12 protein-coding genes are annotated in these 15,881 nt (G+C 32.6%); 8 read left to right on the forward strand and 4 right to left on the reverse strand.

All coding sequences use genetic code 11. The features are described 5' to 3' along the window. Positions 1 to 7 precede the first annotated feature (7 nt). Entirely contained in the window at positions 8 to 1,114 is a 1,107-nt protein-coding gene (locus tag BZARG_RS08990) for a glycosyltransferase family 2 protein (protein WP_040288331.1), read from the reverse strand. A gap of 4 nt (positions 1,115 to 1,118) precedes the next feature. Beyond that, complete coding sequence (gene recR / locus BZARG_RS08995) at positions 1,119 to 1,736, reverse strand: recombination mediator RecR (protein WP_008637537.1); 618 nt, start codon at positions 1,734 to 1,736, stop codon at positions 1,119 to 1,121. Positions 1,737 to 1,816: 80 nt separating this feature from the next. Here recR and BZARG_RS09000 point away from each other — a divergent pair, with 80 nt between their 5' ends. After that, positions 1,817 to 3,259 (forward strand): sodium:solute symporter, encoded by a 1,443-nt coding sequence (locus tag BZARG_RS09000; RefSeq protein WP_008637478.1) that lies wholly within the window; start codon positions 1,817 to 1,819, stop codon positions 3,257 to 3,259. Here the strand turns inward: BZARG_RS09000 and BZARG_RS09005 are convergent. Together BZARG_RS09005 and BZARG_RS09010 are read right to left on the reverse strand one after the other, a co-directional pair. Beyond that, a complete protein-coding gene (locus BZARG_RS09005) occupies positions 3,236 to 3,598 on the reverse strand; it encodes a CoA-binding protein (RefSeq protein ID WP_008637500.1) in 363 nt (120 codons plus the stop codon). The genes BZARG_RS09000 and BZARG_RS09005 overlap by 24 nt on opposite strands. A gap of 446 nt (positions 3,599 to 4,044) precedes the next feature. Further along, the gene (locus BZARG_RS09010) at positions 4,045 to 5,058 is read right to left on the reverse strand and encodes a 3-oxoacyl-ACP synthase III family protein (RefSeq protein WP_008637546.1); all 1,014 of its coding nucleotides are present in this window, start codon (positions 5,056 to 5,058) and stop codon (positions 4,045 to 4,047) included. A gap of 232 nt (positions 5,059 to 5,290) precedes the next feature. On the opposite strand from BZARG_RS09010, the gene BZARG_RS09015 reads away from it, so the two are divergent. From BZARG_RS09015 to BZARG_RS09045, 7 genes are all read left to right on the forward strand, one after another. After that, positions 5,291 to 7,735: an alpha/beta hydrolase family protein gene (locus BZARG_RS09015; protein ID WP_008637476.1), complete on the forward strand. Its 2,445-nt coding sequence runs from the start codon at positions 5,291 to 5,293 to the stop codon at positions 7,733 to 7,735. Positions 7,736 to 7,910: 175 nt separating this feature from the next. Further along, positions 7,911 to 9,821, forward strand: coding sequence for a molecular chaperone HtpG (gene htpG / locus BZARG_RS09020; protein ID WP_008637469.1), 1,911 nt, complete (start codon positions 7,911 to 7,913; stop codon positions 9,819 to 9,821). A 482-nt stretch (positions 9,822 to 10,303) separates the two neighbouring features. Beyond that, the gene (locus tag BZARG_RS09025) at positions 10,304 to 11,083 is read left to right on the forward strand and encodes a hypothetical protein (protein WP_008637536.1); all 780 of its coding nucleotides are present in this window, start codon (positions 10,304 to 10,306) and stop codon (positions 11,081 to 11,083) included. After that, a complete protein-coding gene (locus BZARG_RS09030) occupies positions 11,073 to 11,555 on the forward strand; it encodes a PIN domain-containing protein (protein WP_008637468.1) in 483 nt (160 codons plus the stop codon). The genes BZARG_RS09025 and BZARG_RS09030 overlap by 11 nt, the downstream gene beginning before the upstream one ends. Positions 11,556 to 11,901: 346 nt before the next feature. Next, on the forward strand, positions 11,902 to 12,210 hold the full coding sequence (locus BZARG_RS09035; protein WP_008637457.1) for a hypothetical protein: 309 nt from the start codon (positions 11,902 to 11,904) through the stop codon (positions 12,208 to 12,210). 68 nt (positions 12,211 to 12,278) lie between these two features. Further along, positions 12,279 to 13,037 carry a GLPGLI family protein gene (locus tag BZARG_RS09040; protein WP_008637525.1) on the forward strand — a complete coding sequence of 253 codons (759 nt, stop codon included), beginning with the start codon at positions 12,279 to 12,281 and terminating at the stop codon, positions 13,035 to 13,037. After that, positions 13,007 to 15,691, forward strand: coding sequence for a carboxypeptidase-like regulatory domain-containing protein (locus tag BZARG_RS09045; protein WP_008637523.1), 2,685 nt, complete (start codon positions 13,007 to 13,009; stop codon positions 15,689 to 15,691). Before BZARG_RS09040 ends, BZARG_RS09045 begins: the two co-directional genes overlap by 31 nt. The last annotated feature ends 190 nt before the right edge of the window (positions 15,692 to 15,881 follow it).

A 15,881-nucleotide genomic window follows, 5' to 3' on the forward strand; every position in this document is an offset into this window, starting at 1 on the left:
TTATTGATTAATTCTTTGTTAATACTTGTATCTCTCCTCGATTTCTAGAACAATTACTACCGATAATAAAATTAGCATTATTTGGTAGAATTTTAAACGATACATCTGCGTTATCTTTTAAATCAGTAATATGTTCAAATATCTCTTTATAACTCATGCTATTGGCGTCAAAAATAACTTCTGTAAACGGATCAACTTTGGTTACTTTTGAAACTAATATAACTGGATTTCGTAAAGTTGACTCCAAAATATGCGATTTTTTTTCTGTTTGGACAACATAATTTTTTATTGCCATTTTAACAACTTCTGGTTCGGATCGCATTAAATAAGCGCTCCGAACACCAAACCATACCAAACCATTAAACACTAAATTACTCTTAAAATGTTTTCTATAAAAAATCTGCATCGCACCGTAAAAGCGCTGGGCGTAGTTGACGTCTTTCAGTGTACTTTCACCTTTATAATGAACAATAGTCATGCTACCATTGTAATAGTTTCTATATCCTGATTTTAAAACCCTGTAGGACAAATCTATATCCTCACCATACATAAAATAATCTTCATCAAATCCGCCTACCTCATCATAAACGGCTTTTTTCACTAACATAAAAGCACCAACAAAAACAGCTGCTTCACCAATATCATATTCGCTTAATTGATTAGCGTAATACAAATCTGGATTGCCTAAAAGTTTTTTTAGCGCCACCAATGGTTTCGGAATATTACGTTTACTTTCGGGTAAAAACTTTCCAGTACCATCCATTAATCGGCAGCCAACAATTCCTAGCCTATCTTGCTTATCGGCAAAATCTAAAAGAACTTTAAAAGTGTCTTCGGCAACAATGGTATCCGGGTTTAAAATACACAAATATTCTCCCTTTGCTGCTTTTACGCCTAAATTATTTCCTTTTGAAAAACCTTCGTTGGAAGGATTTTCAATTAATTTCACCTTTGGAAATAATTCTTTAACCATCTCACAGCTTTTGTCAGACGACCGATTATCAACAACAATTATTTCAGCATCTATATCAACTAGTGACTTTTCCACACTTTTTATGCAGAGCTCCAGAAAATAGCGAACGTTATAATTTAATATTATTACGGATAGTTTCAAAAACTTACGATTTTAGCGATGCTTCAAATGGAATCCGATTAACAATACTCCGGCCTAATGTAATTTCATCTGTATATTCCAATTCATTCCCAACAGAAATACCTCGGGCAATTGTAGACGTTACTACATTATAATCTTGAATTTGTCGGTAGATATAAAAGTTGGTCGTATCACCTTCCATAGTTGATCCCAAGGCAAAAATAAGTTCTTTTACTTCACCTTGTTTTACTTTTTCAACTAACGTTTGAATATTCAAATCCTGTGGTCCAATACCATCCATAGGTGAAATTTTACCACCCAAAACATGATATAAACCTTTAAAGGAACTTGTATTCTCAATGGCCATGACGTCGCGAATATCTTCAACTACACAAATAACATCACTAATGCGATTTGGATTAGAGCAAATTTCGCATAACTCCACATCACTTATATTGTGGCAACTTTTACAAAACTTAATATCCGAACGCATCGTTTTCAAGGCATCTACCAATTGAAAAGTTTGACTTTCAGGCTGATTCAACAAATGTAAAACCAAACGCAAAGCAGTACGCTTACCAATACCTGGTAATTGCGACATTTCGTTAACAGCTTTCTCTAAAAGTTTCGATGAAAATTCCATAAACGCGAATTTACGATTTTACATTTAAGAATTGCATATACAATGGTAATTTGTACTTTGCGACACATTTTTAAACCATTATGAGCCCAACGCAAATCATTCTTTTAATTGCCGCATATTTTGTAGTACTGATCCTTATCTCCTATTTTACAGGACAAGAGGATTCCAACGAAGCATTTTTCAAAGCAAATAAATCAGCACCTTGGTACTTGGTTGCTTTCGGTATGATTGGCGCATCCTTATCTGGCGTGACGTTTATTTCCGTTCCAGGCGCTGTTGAAACCAAACAATTTGGGTATTTACAGGTAGTTTTTGGTTACTTTTTTGGGTATTTGGTAATTGCGTATGTGCTTTTACCCTTGTATTACAAAATGAATTTAACGTCTATTTACACGTATTTACGTGATAGATTTGGTAATACAAGTTACAAAACCGGCTCGGTAGCATTTTTAATTTCCAGAACCGTTGGTGCCGCTTTCAGGTTATTTTTAGTCGCAAAAGTATTACAACTATTAGTATTTGATAATTTAGGGGTGCCATTTCCGCTTACTGTTATTATAACCATTGCGCTCATTTGGTTGTACACGTTTAAAGGTGGAATAAAAACTATTATTTTTACGGATACTTTACAGACACTTTTTATGCTGATATCGGTTGTGGTAACAATTTCATTTTTGGCTACAGCTTTAGATTTGAATGGTGTTCCAGAAATTTATTATAACGTAAAAGATAATGCCATGAGTAAGGTGTTCTTTTTTGATGATTCTAATGACGCACAATTCTTCATTAAAAGCTTTTTAGCAGGTATGTTTATCACTATTACTATGACGGGCTTGGATCAAGATATGATGCAAAAAAACCTGACATGTAGAAACTTAAAAGAAGCACAGAAAAATATGGTTACCTTTAGTATTGTGTTAATTTTTGTTAATATTCTATTTTTAGCCCTGGGGTTAATGTTAACGCAGTATGCACAACAACACGGTATTACTGCCGATAAAGACAATTTATTCCCAACCATTGCCATGCTACCAGAAATTGGCATCATAACATCGGCATTTTTTATACTTGGTTTAATTGCTGCGGCTTATTCTAGCGCTGATTCAGCTTTAACAGCTTTAACAACGTCCTTTTGTATAGATATTATAGAAATCGACAAAAAACCAGAGAAGAAAAGAAAATCTATACGAAAGCGTGTTCATATAATGGTTAGCGTTGTTTTGGTTGCTGTTATAATTCTCTTTGATACCTTATTTAAAGATGTATCTGTAATCTGGGAATTGTTTAAAGCCGCAGGATATACTTATGGACCTTTATTGGGATTATTTGCCTTTGGAATTTTAACCAAAGCCGAATTGAAAGATAAATACGTATGGATTATTGCTATACTCGCGCCAATAATTTCATATATAATTAATATCTATTCTGCCGAATTATTCGGTGGTTATAAAATTGGTTTCGAAATTTTAATTCTAAACGGTCTTCTAACCTTTTTAGGTTTAGTACTGATTCGTAGAAAGTAAAACGAGTGTGCAAGCTACTTCGCTTTCTATATTTGCAGCTTTCAATAACTTATAAAAATCAGGATTTTCCGTTCCAGGATTAAAAATAACACGTTTTGGATTTAAGGAAATAATATAATCGTAATATTCAACTTGTCGTTGCGGATTCAAGTATAAAGTAACCGTATCAATTGCTGAATAGGGTTTTAATTGGGTATCAATGCTGATTCCTGCAATCGTTCCGGCGCGCAACCCATAAGCAACCACTTCATGCTGAAAACTTACCAAGCGCTCAATAGCGATATTAGAGTATCGATTTGGTTTTAATGAGGCTCCTATTACTAATGTTTTTTTACGCATAGTTATTGTTTTAGCTTTAATTGAAAAATATCGAATTGACTATCAAATATAATCGTCTGTTTTGATACTAACAAAGAATTTTAGAAAACATTATAATTGAAAACTCCAGATAACAACCTCTATAAACACCAGAGAATTTAAAGGTTAAAGCCTTGATTTAAACCCTTGCAATGTTAAATGATAGTTAAAAATGTTAAGGTTTGAAATAAAAGCAGCTTTTCTACGTCTATATAGGCAAGTGATAAGTTTTAAGTAATTATTTAAACTATTTGGTTTATAGTTTAGTGTTAGTTAAATTGGTTAATAGGAGAAACCCGAAGCAGAGATGTTTCGGGTTTTTTTATGCGTTTGAATGGATATTTTAAAATGACCAAAAAAGAAAAACCTCGAATCAATTAAGTTCCGAGGCTTTTTATAATAAGATTCCTTCCTACGAAGGAATTTGGTTACCACTTGATAATGACGCTTCCCCAAGTAAAACCACTACCAAAAGCAGCAAGCACTACGGTATCGCCTTCTTTAATTTTACCTTGCTCCCATGCTTCAGATAATGCAATAGGAATTGAAGCGGCAGTTGTATTACCATACTTCTGAATATTATTGAAGACTTGATCGTCGTTCAATTTAAATCGTTTTTGAATAAACTGTGAAATACGTAAATTCGCTTGATGTGGAATCAACATATCAATATCATCTACTGCCAATTTATTTTTTTCTAGACCTTCCATTATGACTTCGCTAAAACGAACCACGGCATTTTTGAAAACAAACTGTCCATTCATGTGTGGGAAATAACTTTCATCTTCTTCTGGATTTTTTTCAGCTAAAATATCATTAACCCAACGTTTCCCCATTCCAGGTGCTACCAAAACTAGTTCTTCAGCGTGCTCGCCTTGCGAATGTAAGTGTGTAGATAAAATACCTTTGCTATTATCTTCTTCTCGCGTTAAAACCGCAGCACCTGCACCATCGCCAAAAATAACAGAAACACCACGACCACGTGTTGTTTTATCTAAACCGTGTGAATGCAATTCGCTACCAATAACCAGAATGTTTTTATACATACCGGTTTTAATAAAGTTATCGGCAACCGACATGGCATAAATAAAACCAGAACATTGATTTCTAACATCTAAAGCGCCAACCGTTTTAATATCCAACGCGTGTTGTACTTGTACACCAGGACCTGGAAAATACATATCCGGACTTAAAGTGGCGAATACAATAAAATCGATATCATCTTTGTCTATTCCGGCACGTTCAATAGCAACTTTCGCCGCCTTTACACCCATAGTTGCAGTGGTATCTCCAGAACCCTTTTTTGCCCAACGGCGTTCCTTTATTCCTGTTCGCTCCTGAATCCAAGCATCGTTTGTATCCATCATTTTCGATAGATCGTCATTAGTAACCACATTGTCAGGTACATAATGACCTAAACCTATTATTTTTGAATTATACATTGAAAATTATTTGTTTTCAATTTCCATATCCTAATTACGATAACTATCAGAACGAAAGGAAATTTTATGATTAGTCTGCCTGCAATTTAGCTATTTCCTAGATAGGAGTTTTCAAAAGGCAATTGCATTCGTTATGCACGCATAACAAACAGGGCAATCTGACAGTTAATCTTCTTTCGATCCAAAATGTTTTTGCTATCTTTCACTACTTAAAAAAAACAACTCTTTTATTATGAAATCATTATTGACCTGTTGCCTATTTTTATTTGTAATTTTAGGCTTTTCTCAAGAAAATCTAACTTATCAGAAACCCCACAAAAACATTTTAGAATTAGCCGAAGCGCCTTTAGCGCCAAGTATTCGTATGGATAGTAATGGCGAAAACATTGTGTTTCTCTACAGAAGCGCTTATAAAACTATTGAAGAGCTTTCGGAAACTGAAATGCGACTTGGTGGTTTACGAATTAATCCAGTAACCAATATTGGTAGTCGTACTACCTATTATAATAATATAGAAGTCAGAAATGATAAAAAAGGCAATCCTAAAGCGGTTGCAGGCTTACCTAAAAGTGGTCGCTATGCAAACTTCTCATGGTCGCCAAATCAAAAACATATGACGTTTACCAATACAGTTTCTACAGGCGCCGAGTTATGGGTTTTAGATATTGTAAAAGGAAGCGCTAAAAAATTAACAGCACCAAACCTGAATGCCAATATGGGCAACCCAGCTGTTTGGTTTAAGAATAGTGAAGCGCTATTAGTAAAAATGCTTTCTGAAAACAGAAAACCATTGATAAACACAAAAGAAGCCGTTCCAACTGGTCCAACAGTTTCTGTAAGTGAGGCTGGCGTAAAAGCCCAAAACCGTACATATCAAGATTTACTTAAAAATCCAAACGACGAACATAACTTTGAACAGTTAGCGCAATCGGAACTATATAAAGTTTCTCTTGATGGATCTGCAAGCTTATGGAAATCTGTTGATATGTTTCGTGGTTTATCTTTTTCACCTGATGGCAATTATTTAATGATAACAACTATTAACAAGCCTTTCTCCTATTTAGTACCATATTATAGATTTCCTTCGGAAACCACTGTTTATACTGCTACTGGCGATTTGGTAAAGAATATGCTTCAAGTACCTTTAATTGAAGATTTACCACAAGGTTTTATGGCAGAACGCACAGGAATGCGTGACCTAAACTGGCGAAATGACAAACCTGCAACACTATATTGGGCAGAAGTATTAGACGGCGGTGATCCTGAAAATGACGTACCGTTCCGTGATGAAGTTTTTGAGCAAGACGCACCTTTTACCGGTAAAGTAACATCGCTTTTAAAAACTAAAGACCGTTTTCGCGGGATTACTTGGGGAACCAATAATATGGCGATTGCTTATGATTCTTGGTGGAATACTAGAAATGCTAGAACGTACACCTTTAATCCATCTAACCCAGGTCAAGAACCAACCGTTTTATTCGACAGAAACTATCAAGATGTTTATAGCAATCCAGGTAGTTTTGTTTCCACGAAAAACGACTTCAATGAGTATGTTTTGGATGTTAATAATAACAAAGCCTATTTAATTGGTGATGGATATAGCGATGCTGGAAAATTTCCATTTATAGATGAAATAAATCTAGAAACACAAAAAACAAACCGTTTATACCAATCTAAATTAACGAATGAGGATAAGGTAGAAAGTATCAGTTCGGCTATAGATGCTAAAGATGGTACATTTTTGGTTCGCATCGAATCGAAAAACGAATTCCCAAATTACTACATCCGAAATATTAAAAAGAAAAATAGTTTAACCGCTTTAACAACTTTTGATAACCCGTTTAAGAGTATTCAAAATGTAAAAAAAGAAGTTATTACTTATAAGCGCGATGATGGTTTGGATTTATCAGGAACCTTATACTTACCAACAGATTACGAGAAAGGTAAAAAATACCCAATGATTTTATGGGCATATCCACGTGAATTTAAAGATAAAAGTAGCGCAAGTCAAAACACATCAAGTTCTAATGAGTTCACCTATCCATATTACGGTTCCCCTATTTACTGGGTAAGCCGAGGTTATGTAGTCCTAGACGATGCAGCTTTCCCAATTATTGGCGAAGGCGATGAACAACCAAACGATACCTTTATCAAGCAATTAGTTGGTAATGGAAAAGCTGCTATTGATGCCGTTGATGCTTTGGGTTATATTGATAGAGATCGTGTTGCCGTTGGTGGCCATAGTTATGGTGCTTTTATGACGGCTAACTTATTAGCGCATTCTGATTTGTTTGCAGCTGGAATTGCTAGAAGTGGTGCTTATAACAGAACACTAACACCTTTTGGTTTCCAAAGTGAAGAACGTAATTATTGGGAAGCACCAGAAGTGTACAATACCATGTCGCCGTTTATGCATGCGCATACCATGAAAACACCCTTATTATTAATTCATGGTCAAGCTGATAATAACTCGGGAACGTATCCGCTACAAAGTGAGCGTTATTTTAATGCTTTAAAAGGATTAGGTGCGCCAGTTCGTTTGGTTATGTTGCCAAGAGAAAGTCATGGTTATTCTGCTGAAGAATCTATTTTACACATGCTTTGGGAGCAAGATGAATGGCTTGAAACGTATGTGAAGAATAAAGTTAAAGAGACAGATACTTCTTCAAAAAACTAAAAATCGAAAACAAATTTTTTAAGTGCCATTCCTTTCAGAATGGCATTTTTTTATGCTTTAAATTGTCAGTTTGTCACGTTTTAACAGTTGGTACTTTATTTGACTATTACAATTCAAATAAGTTAAATATTAAATGAGATTCCTGCTTTCGCAGGAATTTGTAATAAATAAAATTATGGCAAAAGGAAGTATTAATGTATCGGTAGAGAATATCTTTCCACTAATTAAAAAGTTTTTATACAGTGATCACGAAATATTTTTACGTGAACTAATAAGTAATGGTACAGATGCGACTTTAAAGTTAAAGCACCTTACCAGTATAGGTGAAGTAGCTGTAGAATATGGCAATCCGAAAATTGAGGTTAAAATTGATAAAGAAGGCAAGAAATTGCATATTATCGATGAAGGTTTGGGTATGACGGCCGAAGAGGTTGAAAAATACATTAACCAAGTCGCTTTTTCAGGAGCTGAAGAGTTTTTAGATAAATATAAAGATTCGGCAAAAGATTCTGGCATTATCGGTCATTTCGGTTTAGGTTTCTATTCGGCATTTATGGTTGCTGAGAAAGTAGAAATCATTACTAAATCTTACAAAGATGAGCCAGCAGCTCATTGGACTTGCGATGGTAGTCCAGAATTCACTTTAGAAGCAGCAGATAAAACAGAACGTGGAACAGAGATTATTCTTCATATTGCAGAAGATTCTACAGAATTTTTAGAAGAAGCACGCATTAACGAATTGTTATTGAAATATAACAAGTTTATGCCTATTCCTATTAAATTTGGAACCACAGAAATAAACGACCCAGAATTTACACCTGCTACAACAATAGATAAAGATGGTAAGGAAACTACCGAGCCACACAAACAAATAACTGTTGATAATATTATAAATAATCCCAATCCAGCTTGGACAAAATTGCCAGCAGACTTGGAGCAAACGGATTATAACAGCTTTTACCGCGAGTTATACCCAATGCAATTTGAGGAGCCGTTATTTCACATTCATTTAAATGTGGATTATCCGTTTAACTTAACGGGAATCTTATATTTCCCAAAAATGACGAACGAATTAAACGTTCAGAAAGATAAAATCCAACTGTACCAAAATCAGGTATATGTTACCGATAATGTAGAAGGCATTGTTCCAGAATTTTTAACCATGTTACGTGGTGTAATTGATTCGCCAGACATTCCGTTAAACGTTTCGCGTAGTTACTTACAATCGGATGGTGCGGTGAAGAAAATTTCATCTTACATTACACGTAAAGTTGCTGATAAGTTAAAATCATTATTTAACAATAATCGTGAGGATTTCGAGAAGAAATGGAACGATATTAAAGTCGTTATTGAGTACGGAATGCTTTCTGAAGATAAATTCTTTGACAAAGCAGACGCTTTCGCACTATACCCAACCGTTGATGGTAAATATTATACTTATGACGAATTATTCAACGCGTTAAAAGCGAAACAAACGGATAAGGACGGAAAATTAGTCATTCTTTATGCATCTAATCAAGATGGCCAACACAGTTATATTGAAGCGGCTAAAGCTAAAGGATATGAAGTGTTGTTATTAGATTCGCCAATCATTTCGCATTTAATGCAGAAGTTAGAATCTAGTAAGGAAAACATCACGTTTGCACGTGTGGATGCTGATCATGTTGATAATTTAATCAAGACAGACGAAACTAAAATCTCCAAGTTGTCAGACGAAGAGAAAAAAACATTGGAAGACTTACTAAAAGAAGTTATTCCACAGGAGAAATTCTCGGTACAATTAGAAACTATGGATAGCGACTCTACGCCATTTATGATTACGCAGCCAGAATTTATGCGCCGTATGAAAGAAATGCAACAGACTGGCGGCGGCGGAATGAACATGTTTGGTAATATGCCAGAAATGTACAACTTAATAGTGAATACGAATTCGCCTTTAGTGAGTGAAATTCTAGTATCTAAAACGAAAGAAGATAAAGAACGCTTAATCACGCAGAGTTTGGATTTAGCGCGTTTATCTCAAGGCTTATTGAAAGGTGAAGAGTTAACAAACTTCATTAAACGTAGCTATGAATTGTTGAAATAATCAGCGAAGCTAAATACTTCTATAAGCTTTTTGAATAGATAGAAAACGCATTCTAAAAGTTATATAATATGAAACCACTTCTTAACGGGAGTGGTTTTTTTTGTGGGAAAATTATGTAGAAATATTTGTAAAACATTCTAATTTAACAAGGCTTATTGAAGGGAGAAGAGTTAACAAACTTCATTAAACGTAGCTATGAATTGTTGAAATAATCAGCGAAGCTAATTACTTCAATAAGCTTTTTGAATAGATAGAAAACGCATTCTAAAAGTTATATAATATGAAACCACTTCTTAATAAGAGTGGCTATTTTTTTGTGGGAAAATTATTTAGAAATATTTGTAAAACATTCTAATTTAATTGGTTAGATTTGGTGTGGATATAATAAATGTATATACACCATTAACTATATACACATGTTTTAAAACATATGGAAAAGACAAAACCGATAAATCAAATTAAAATAATTGTATCTTTGAATTGTGGAAAAAATTGGAGACATAGAAATCCGAGTTGTAGGTAAATCGGGCAATCAAAATTTAAGTCCTGACAACTACGATATTAAGCATATTGCAACAATTTTGCAAAATGTTGAGGATTTACTATATCCTAATAATAAAAAGGATAGACCAATCATAACATATGATATTCAAGAAGGTTCTGTCAGACATTTGTTTAAAACAACTATTCAAACAGTAATAGGTTTTAGTGCTGTATTAGCTCAAGTTCAAGCTAATGAGTCCATAGATTTTTTGGAATTAAAAACTGCTAGAGCAATTGAAAATATTCAAAATTTATCACTTCAGAAAAATTATGAATTTCAAATAAAAACTTCTCTCAAAGACGACTATGAATTAACAATAAATCCCTCTACTAAATATTTTAGAACAGAAAATATTTGGGTTGAAGCGGAATTCTACTTTTATGGTATCTTAAAAGATGCTGGAGGAAAAAGTAAAGCTAATATCCATTTAGATACTAATGATTATGGATACCTATCAATTGAAACTGGAGAAGAATTTTTAAAGGGTAGAGAAGAGAATTTACTCTATAAAAAATTTGGAGTTAGAGCGAGTGGAAAACAAAATATTGAAACTGGCGAAATTGACACAAAATCACTTTTTTTATTAGAACTAATTGATTATCAACCAAAATTCGATAGCGACTATCTGAACTCACTAATTAAAAAAGCCAAAAAAAGCTGGAATAACATTAATCCAGATGAATGGTTGTTAAATTTAAGAGGTGGATATGAAGCATAGTGTTTTATTAGATACAAGTTTTTTTATTCGACTACTTAATGATGAAGATCCACTTCACTTAAATGCGGTTGGTTACTTTAAATATTTCTTGGAAAATGAAATAGCTCTAAAAATTTCTACAATCAGTATTGCGGAATATTGTGTTCTCGGAGAACTTGACGATTTACCTCTTAAAAATGTCCAAATTGTTCCGTTTAACTTAAAAGACGCTGAAAAAACAGGGGAATTCGCCAAAATTATTTTTACGGAAAACAAAATCAATGTGGAAAAACTATCACCACGAGCAATAATTCCTAATGATTCAAAACTTTTTGCTCAATCTGATTTAGATAAGACTATTAGTCATTTCGTAACTTCTGATGTTCGTTCAAAAAACACTTTGGCTTTATTGAAAAAAGGGACTAATCCAAAATTCGATATAATTAGTATTGATGTTCAATATACAGAAACATTCGGAATTTTAGATTTATAAAAATACGTTTTACAACACCGTGTATAATCCATTGCTAGGTCCGTGACTATTTGGAAAATCCTGCGGATTTATCAAAGCCAGTTTTTATTTGGAGAGGTTTGTTCTTTAATACGCCACAGCTCATATACATAAACGTTGGTAGCCATTTGACACACCAGCCAGAGCAATTTAATAACCATCCGATTTACGGAATCTCGACGAAGAGAAAATAAAATTATAAATTAACTCTCGAAAAGTGGAAAGTTGAATACCAAAGGTCTAAAAAAGTGCGAAATAATCCGCTTGCCGAATTACGAAGACCTAAAAGATGTATAGTTTGGCAAACTAACCGTTAAAACAATTAACGATGAAAAATGTATTTTTTGCACTAGCTTTTATGCTAGTAGGAACGTTTGCTTTTGCTAATAACGCAAAAGAAGTAACAACTGTAAACTACGATGAAGCAGTTGAGTTAATTAATTCTTTAACTTCAACCGACTCTAGTAACAGTCTGAAAATCGAAAACAATTTAGAAGTTTTCGGCACTTGTTACATTAAACTCGGTTTTTATGATTCAGAAGGAAACAAGGTTTATGAAGCTACACTTCAAATTGAGGGTGTTAGCTCTGCCGAAGAATGTGATGCAATTGGTGATCATATAGAATCACAGCTTTAAAAATTATACAGGTTGCGCAAAATTGAATTTGTGCAACCTTTATTTTTCTTAACCTTAAATAATATAATATGAAATATATAATTTATTTACTCTTTCCGCTTTTAACTTTTGCTCAAGAAAAAGCTGTATTAATTACATATAAAGCTATTTACAATACTGAATTACCAACAACAAAAGACGGATATTTATACATAAATAATAATCAAAAGAAAACCGTTTATTTTACAGAGATTATAGACAAAACGGACGAAGAAAAAGATGAAAATGTAGATATAAAAGTTAGATTAAGTTCTGGAAAAAAAGGATTTAATTATTTTGATTATGAAAATGACTCTCTGATTACTAGAGACGATATTTTTAAAGAGAGTCAACTAATTAAAGAAAAGACACCTAATTTTAGTTGGAATCTCACAGAAGAAAAAAAGATAATTAATGATATTACACTACTTAAAGCTACTTGCTATTTCAGAGGAAGAAATTATATAGCTTGGTATTCCACATCCACACCAATTAAAGCGGGTCCTTGGAAATTTCAAGGCTTACCAGGACTTATATATGAAATATATGACGAAACAAGAAGATACAATTGGTTATTACAAAAAGTAGAATCTAGTACTTACGATTTTGATTCTGAATATTTAAACTATAAAAATTTTGAAACGATAACTATCAAAGAATATGCAGAACTAAAGTTTAATAACAAAAATTTAGACAAGAAATTAATTGCAAAATTACCTAGAGGTGCGAAAATTGTTAGTCAAAAATTTTTTAGAACAGGTTTTGAAATAAAATTTGAATGGGAAGAAGAAACAAAAGAAGAAGATTAAACATTGTTACAGCTTTATTTGCTTTATTGTTCATCCAAAACATTTGTTTTTCACAAACTAAAATATTTGGTTCAATTAAAGACGATACAAATAAGTTGTATTCTGTGAGCATAATTTTAAAGGATAGCTTATCTAATTCTATTATTGCATACTCATATTCTGACGTTAATGGCAACTACAAAATTGAAACAGCAAAACTTGGTAAATACAATTTAGTTTTTAGTTCACTCGGATATGTAACTAAAACAATACCTTTATCTATAACTAAAGAACAAAAAGATTTCAAAGTTGATATTGTTTTAAAAGACAAGGCTATGATCTTGGATGAAGTGATTATAAAAGCAGATTTACCAATGACCATAAAAGAAGATACAATTTCTTTTAAAACAAAATTTTATGTTAGAGGTAACGAACAGACGGTTGAAGATTTATTAAAAACAATTCCCGGAATTAACATCAATACAGATGGAACAATAAAAATAGGAAACCAAGAAATTGAAAAATTGATGATAGATGGCGATGACCTTTTTGAGCGAGGTTATAAAATTCTTTCCAAGAATATGCCAGCTTATCCAATTGAAGAAGTAGAAGTTTTAAAGAACTATTCTAATAATCGACTTTTAAAAGGTGTTGAAGAAAGCAGCAAAGTAGCTCTAAACTTGAAATTAGACGAAAAATCAAAACGTATTTGGTTTGGCAATATTGAAACCAGTATTGGCAATAATAATCTTTATCAACTAAAAGGAAACTTAATGAATTTTGGTAAAAAAAATAAATACTACTTTTTGGCTAATCTTAATAATATCGGCTACGATGCCACAGGCGATATTGAAAATTTAGTAAGACCGTTTCGCATTAACGAGCCTGCCAGTATTGGCGACAACCGAAGTGTAAATTCGTTACTAAACCTATCGCCAGAAAGTCTCAATTTTAAGCAGAACAGAACCAATTTTAATAATGCGGAATTGGTTTCGCTAAATGCTATTTTTAATCCAACCGAAAAAATAAAAATTAAAACATTAGGTTTTTTTAATTGGGACGAAACAGATTTTTTTAGAAACAGCGTAGCTATTACTGATGTAAATGGTACAAATTTTACCAACACCCAAGATTTTGAGTTACGTAATAAAAATAGAGTTGCTTTTGGTAAACTAGATTTTACTTATAACATATCTAAAACCAAAATGTTAGAGGCTACTACCAAATATAACAACGGAGATTTTAATGATAATTCTAATTTAGTTTTTAATGGTAGTTCTACCATTGAAAATCTACAGCATCAAAACACACTTTTTGACCAAAAAATAAGTTATACCAATAAGTTTAAAGACAAAAAAGTCTTTTTGCTTACAGGACGTTTTATTGACGAAAAAGCACCTCAAAACTATACTATCAATCAATTTTTTTATCAAGATTTATTTCCTTCTTTTACCAACACTAATAATGTAAAACAACAAAATACTAACCAAATGCGATTTGCTGGTGTTAATGCACATTTATTAGACCGAAAAACAAACGGTCATTTACTTGAATTTCAATTAGGTAACGAATACAGAAAAGACAAATTGACATCAGAATTTTCGCTTTTAGAAGATAATTCTGTTTTAAACAAGCCAAATGGTTATCAAAACCGAACAAGTTATCAAGTTAATGACTTATATGTGAAAAGTAAGTACAGATTAAAAATTAATGATTTCGGTATTGTTGGAAAACTAAACATTCATCAACTATTTAATCGTTTAGAAAACAATAATATATCAAGCAACCAAAAACCATTTTTTGTCAATCCAAGTTTAGGTTTTGATTGGAAAATTAATGATAAAAATAAAATTATATCTTCGTATTCTTACAACACAACAAATGCAAGAGTTTTGGACGTGTTTAGCGATTTTGTTTTGACAGGGTTTCGCTCATTTTCAAAAGGAACAGATAGTTTTAATCAGTTAGATGCTTCTAGTTTGGTTTTCAACTATCAACTTGGTAATTGGAGCGACCGATTTTTTGCCAATACATTTATACTGTATAGTAAAAATCACGATTTCTTCTCAACAAATACAATTATTGAACAAAACTTTACTCAAGCTGATAAAATACTGATTAAAGACCGTGAGTTTATTAGCGTAAATTCTAAATTAGATTATTATTTTAAATTTATATCCTCAAACTTAAAGTTGGATTTAGGCTATTCAAAAAGTGAGTTTAAAAATATTGTAAACAATTCTAATTTAAGACAAGTAAACTCTAATAATTATAATTATGGTTTAGAATTACGTTCTGGTTTTAAAGGTGTTTTCAACTACCATATTGGTACAAAATGGACAACAACCGAAATTGAAACTACTGTTATCAATTCGTTTACCGACAATGTAAGTTTCCTTGATTTATCTTTTGTATTCAATAAAAAAATTGATATTCAAATACAATCTGAACGTTATTATTTTGGAAATTTACAAACCGATAATACTTATTACTTTTTGGACTTTGATGCAAGGTACAAACTCATCGAAAACAAACTGACTTTAGGACTTACTGGCAAGAACTTGTTCAATACCGAAAGGTTCAGAAATTTTTCAGTCAGCGATATTGGAACATCAACAACTGAATATAGATTACTGCCAAGATTTGTACTTTTGAAATTGGAATACAGATTTTGACTTTTGAACTGAAAAAAAACGGCTACCAACAAAGTACTGTGGTAAAAAACAAGTAAAAATGCATTAACTTTTCACTAAAGTACTTCTGTAAGTATCCTCATATATTAATCCTGATTTCGCAATTGCAAAAGCCTGTTTTAGTAGCTTATTACACACCGCTATTAATGCTAGTTTTACTCTTTCCTTTGAC

Source organism: Bizionia argentinensis JUB59 (assembly GCF_000224335.1).
GTDB lineage: Bacteria > Bacteroidota > Bacteroidia > Flavobacteriales > Flavobacteriaceae > Algorimicrobium > Algorimicrobium argentinense.

Coding starts and splice junctions, on each gene's coding strand:
- recR (WP_008637537.1), bottom strand. CDS start 1,736: ATGGAATTTTCATCGAAACTTTTAGAGAAAGCTGTTAACGAAATGTCG.
- BZARG_RS09000 (WP_008637478.1), top strand. CDS start 1,817: ATGAGCCCAACGCAAATCATTCTTTTAATTGCCGCATATTTTGTAGTA.
- BZARG_RS09005 (WP_008637500.1), bottom strand. CDS start 3,598: ATGCGTAAAAAAACATTAGTAATAGGAGCCTCATTAAAACCAAATCGA.
- BZARG_RS09010 (WP_008637546.1), bottom strand. CDS start 5,058: ATGTATAATTCAAAAATAATAGGTTTAGGTCATTATGTACCTGACAAT.
- BZARG_RS09015 (WP_008637476.1), top strand. CDS start 5,291: ATGAAATCATTATTGACCTGTTGCCTATTTTTATTTGTAATTTTAGGC.
- htpG (WP_008637469.1), top strand. CDS start 7,911: ATGGCAAAAGGAAGTATTAATGTATCGGTAGAGAATATCTTTCCACTA.
- BZARG_RS09030 (WP_008637468.1), top strand. CDS start 11,073: ATGAAGCATAGTGTTTTATTAGATACAAGTTTTTTTATTCGACTACTT.
- BZARG_RS09035 (WP_008637457.1), top strand. CDS start 11,902: ATGAAAAATGTATTTTTTGCACTAGCTTTTATGCTAGTAGGAACGTTT.
- BZARG_RS09040 (WP_008637525.1), top strand. CDS start 12,279: ATGAAATATATAATTTATTTACTCTTTCCGCTTTTAACTTTTGCTCAA.
- BZARG_RS09045 (WP_008637523.1), top strand. CDS start 13,007: ATGGGAAGAAGAAACAAAAGAAGAAGATTAAACATTGTTACAGCTTTA.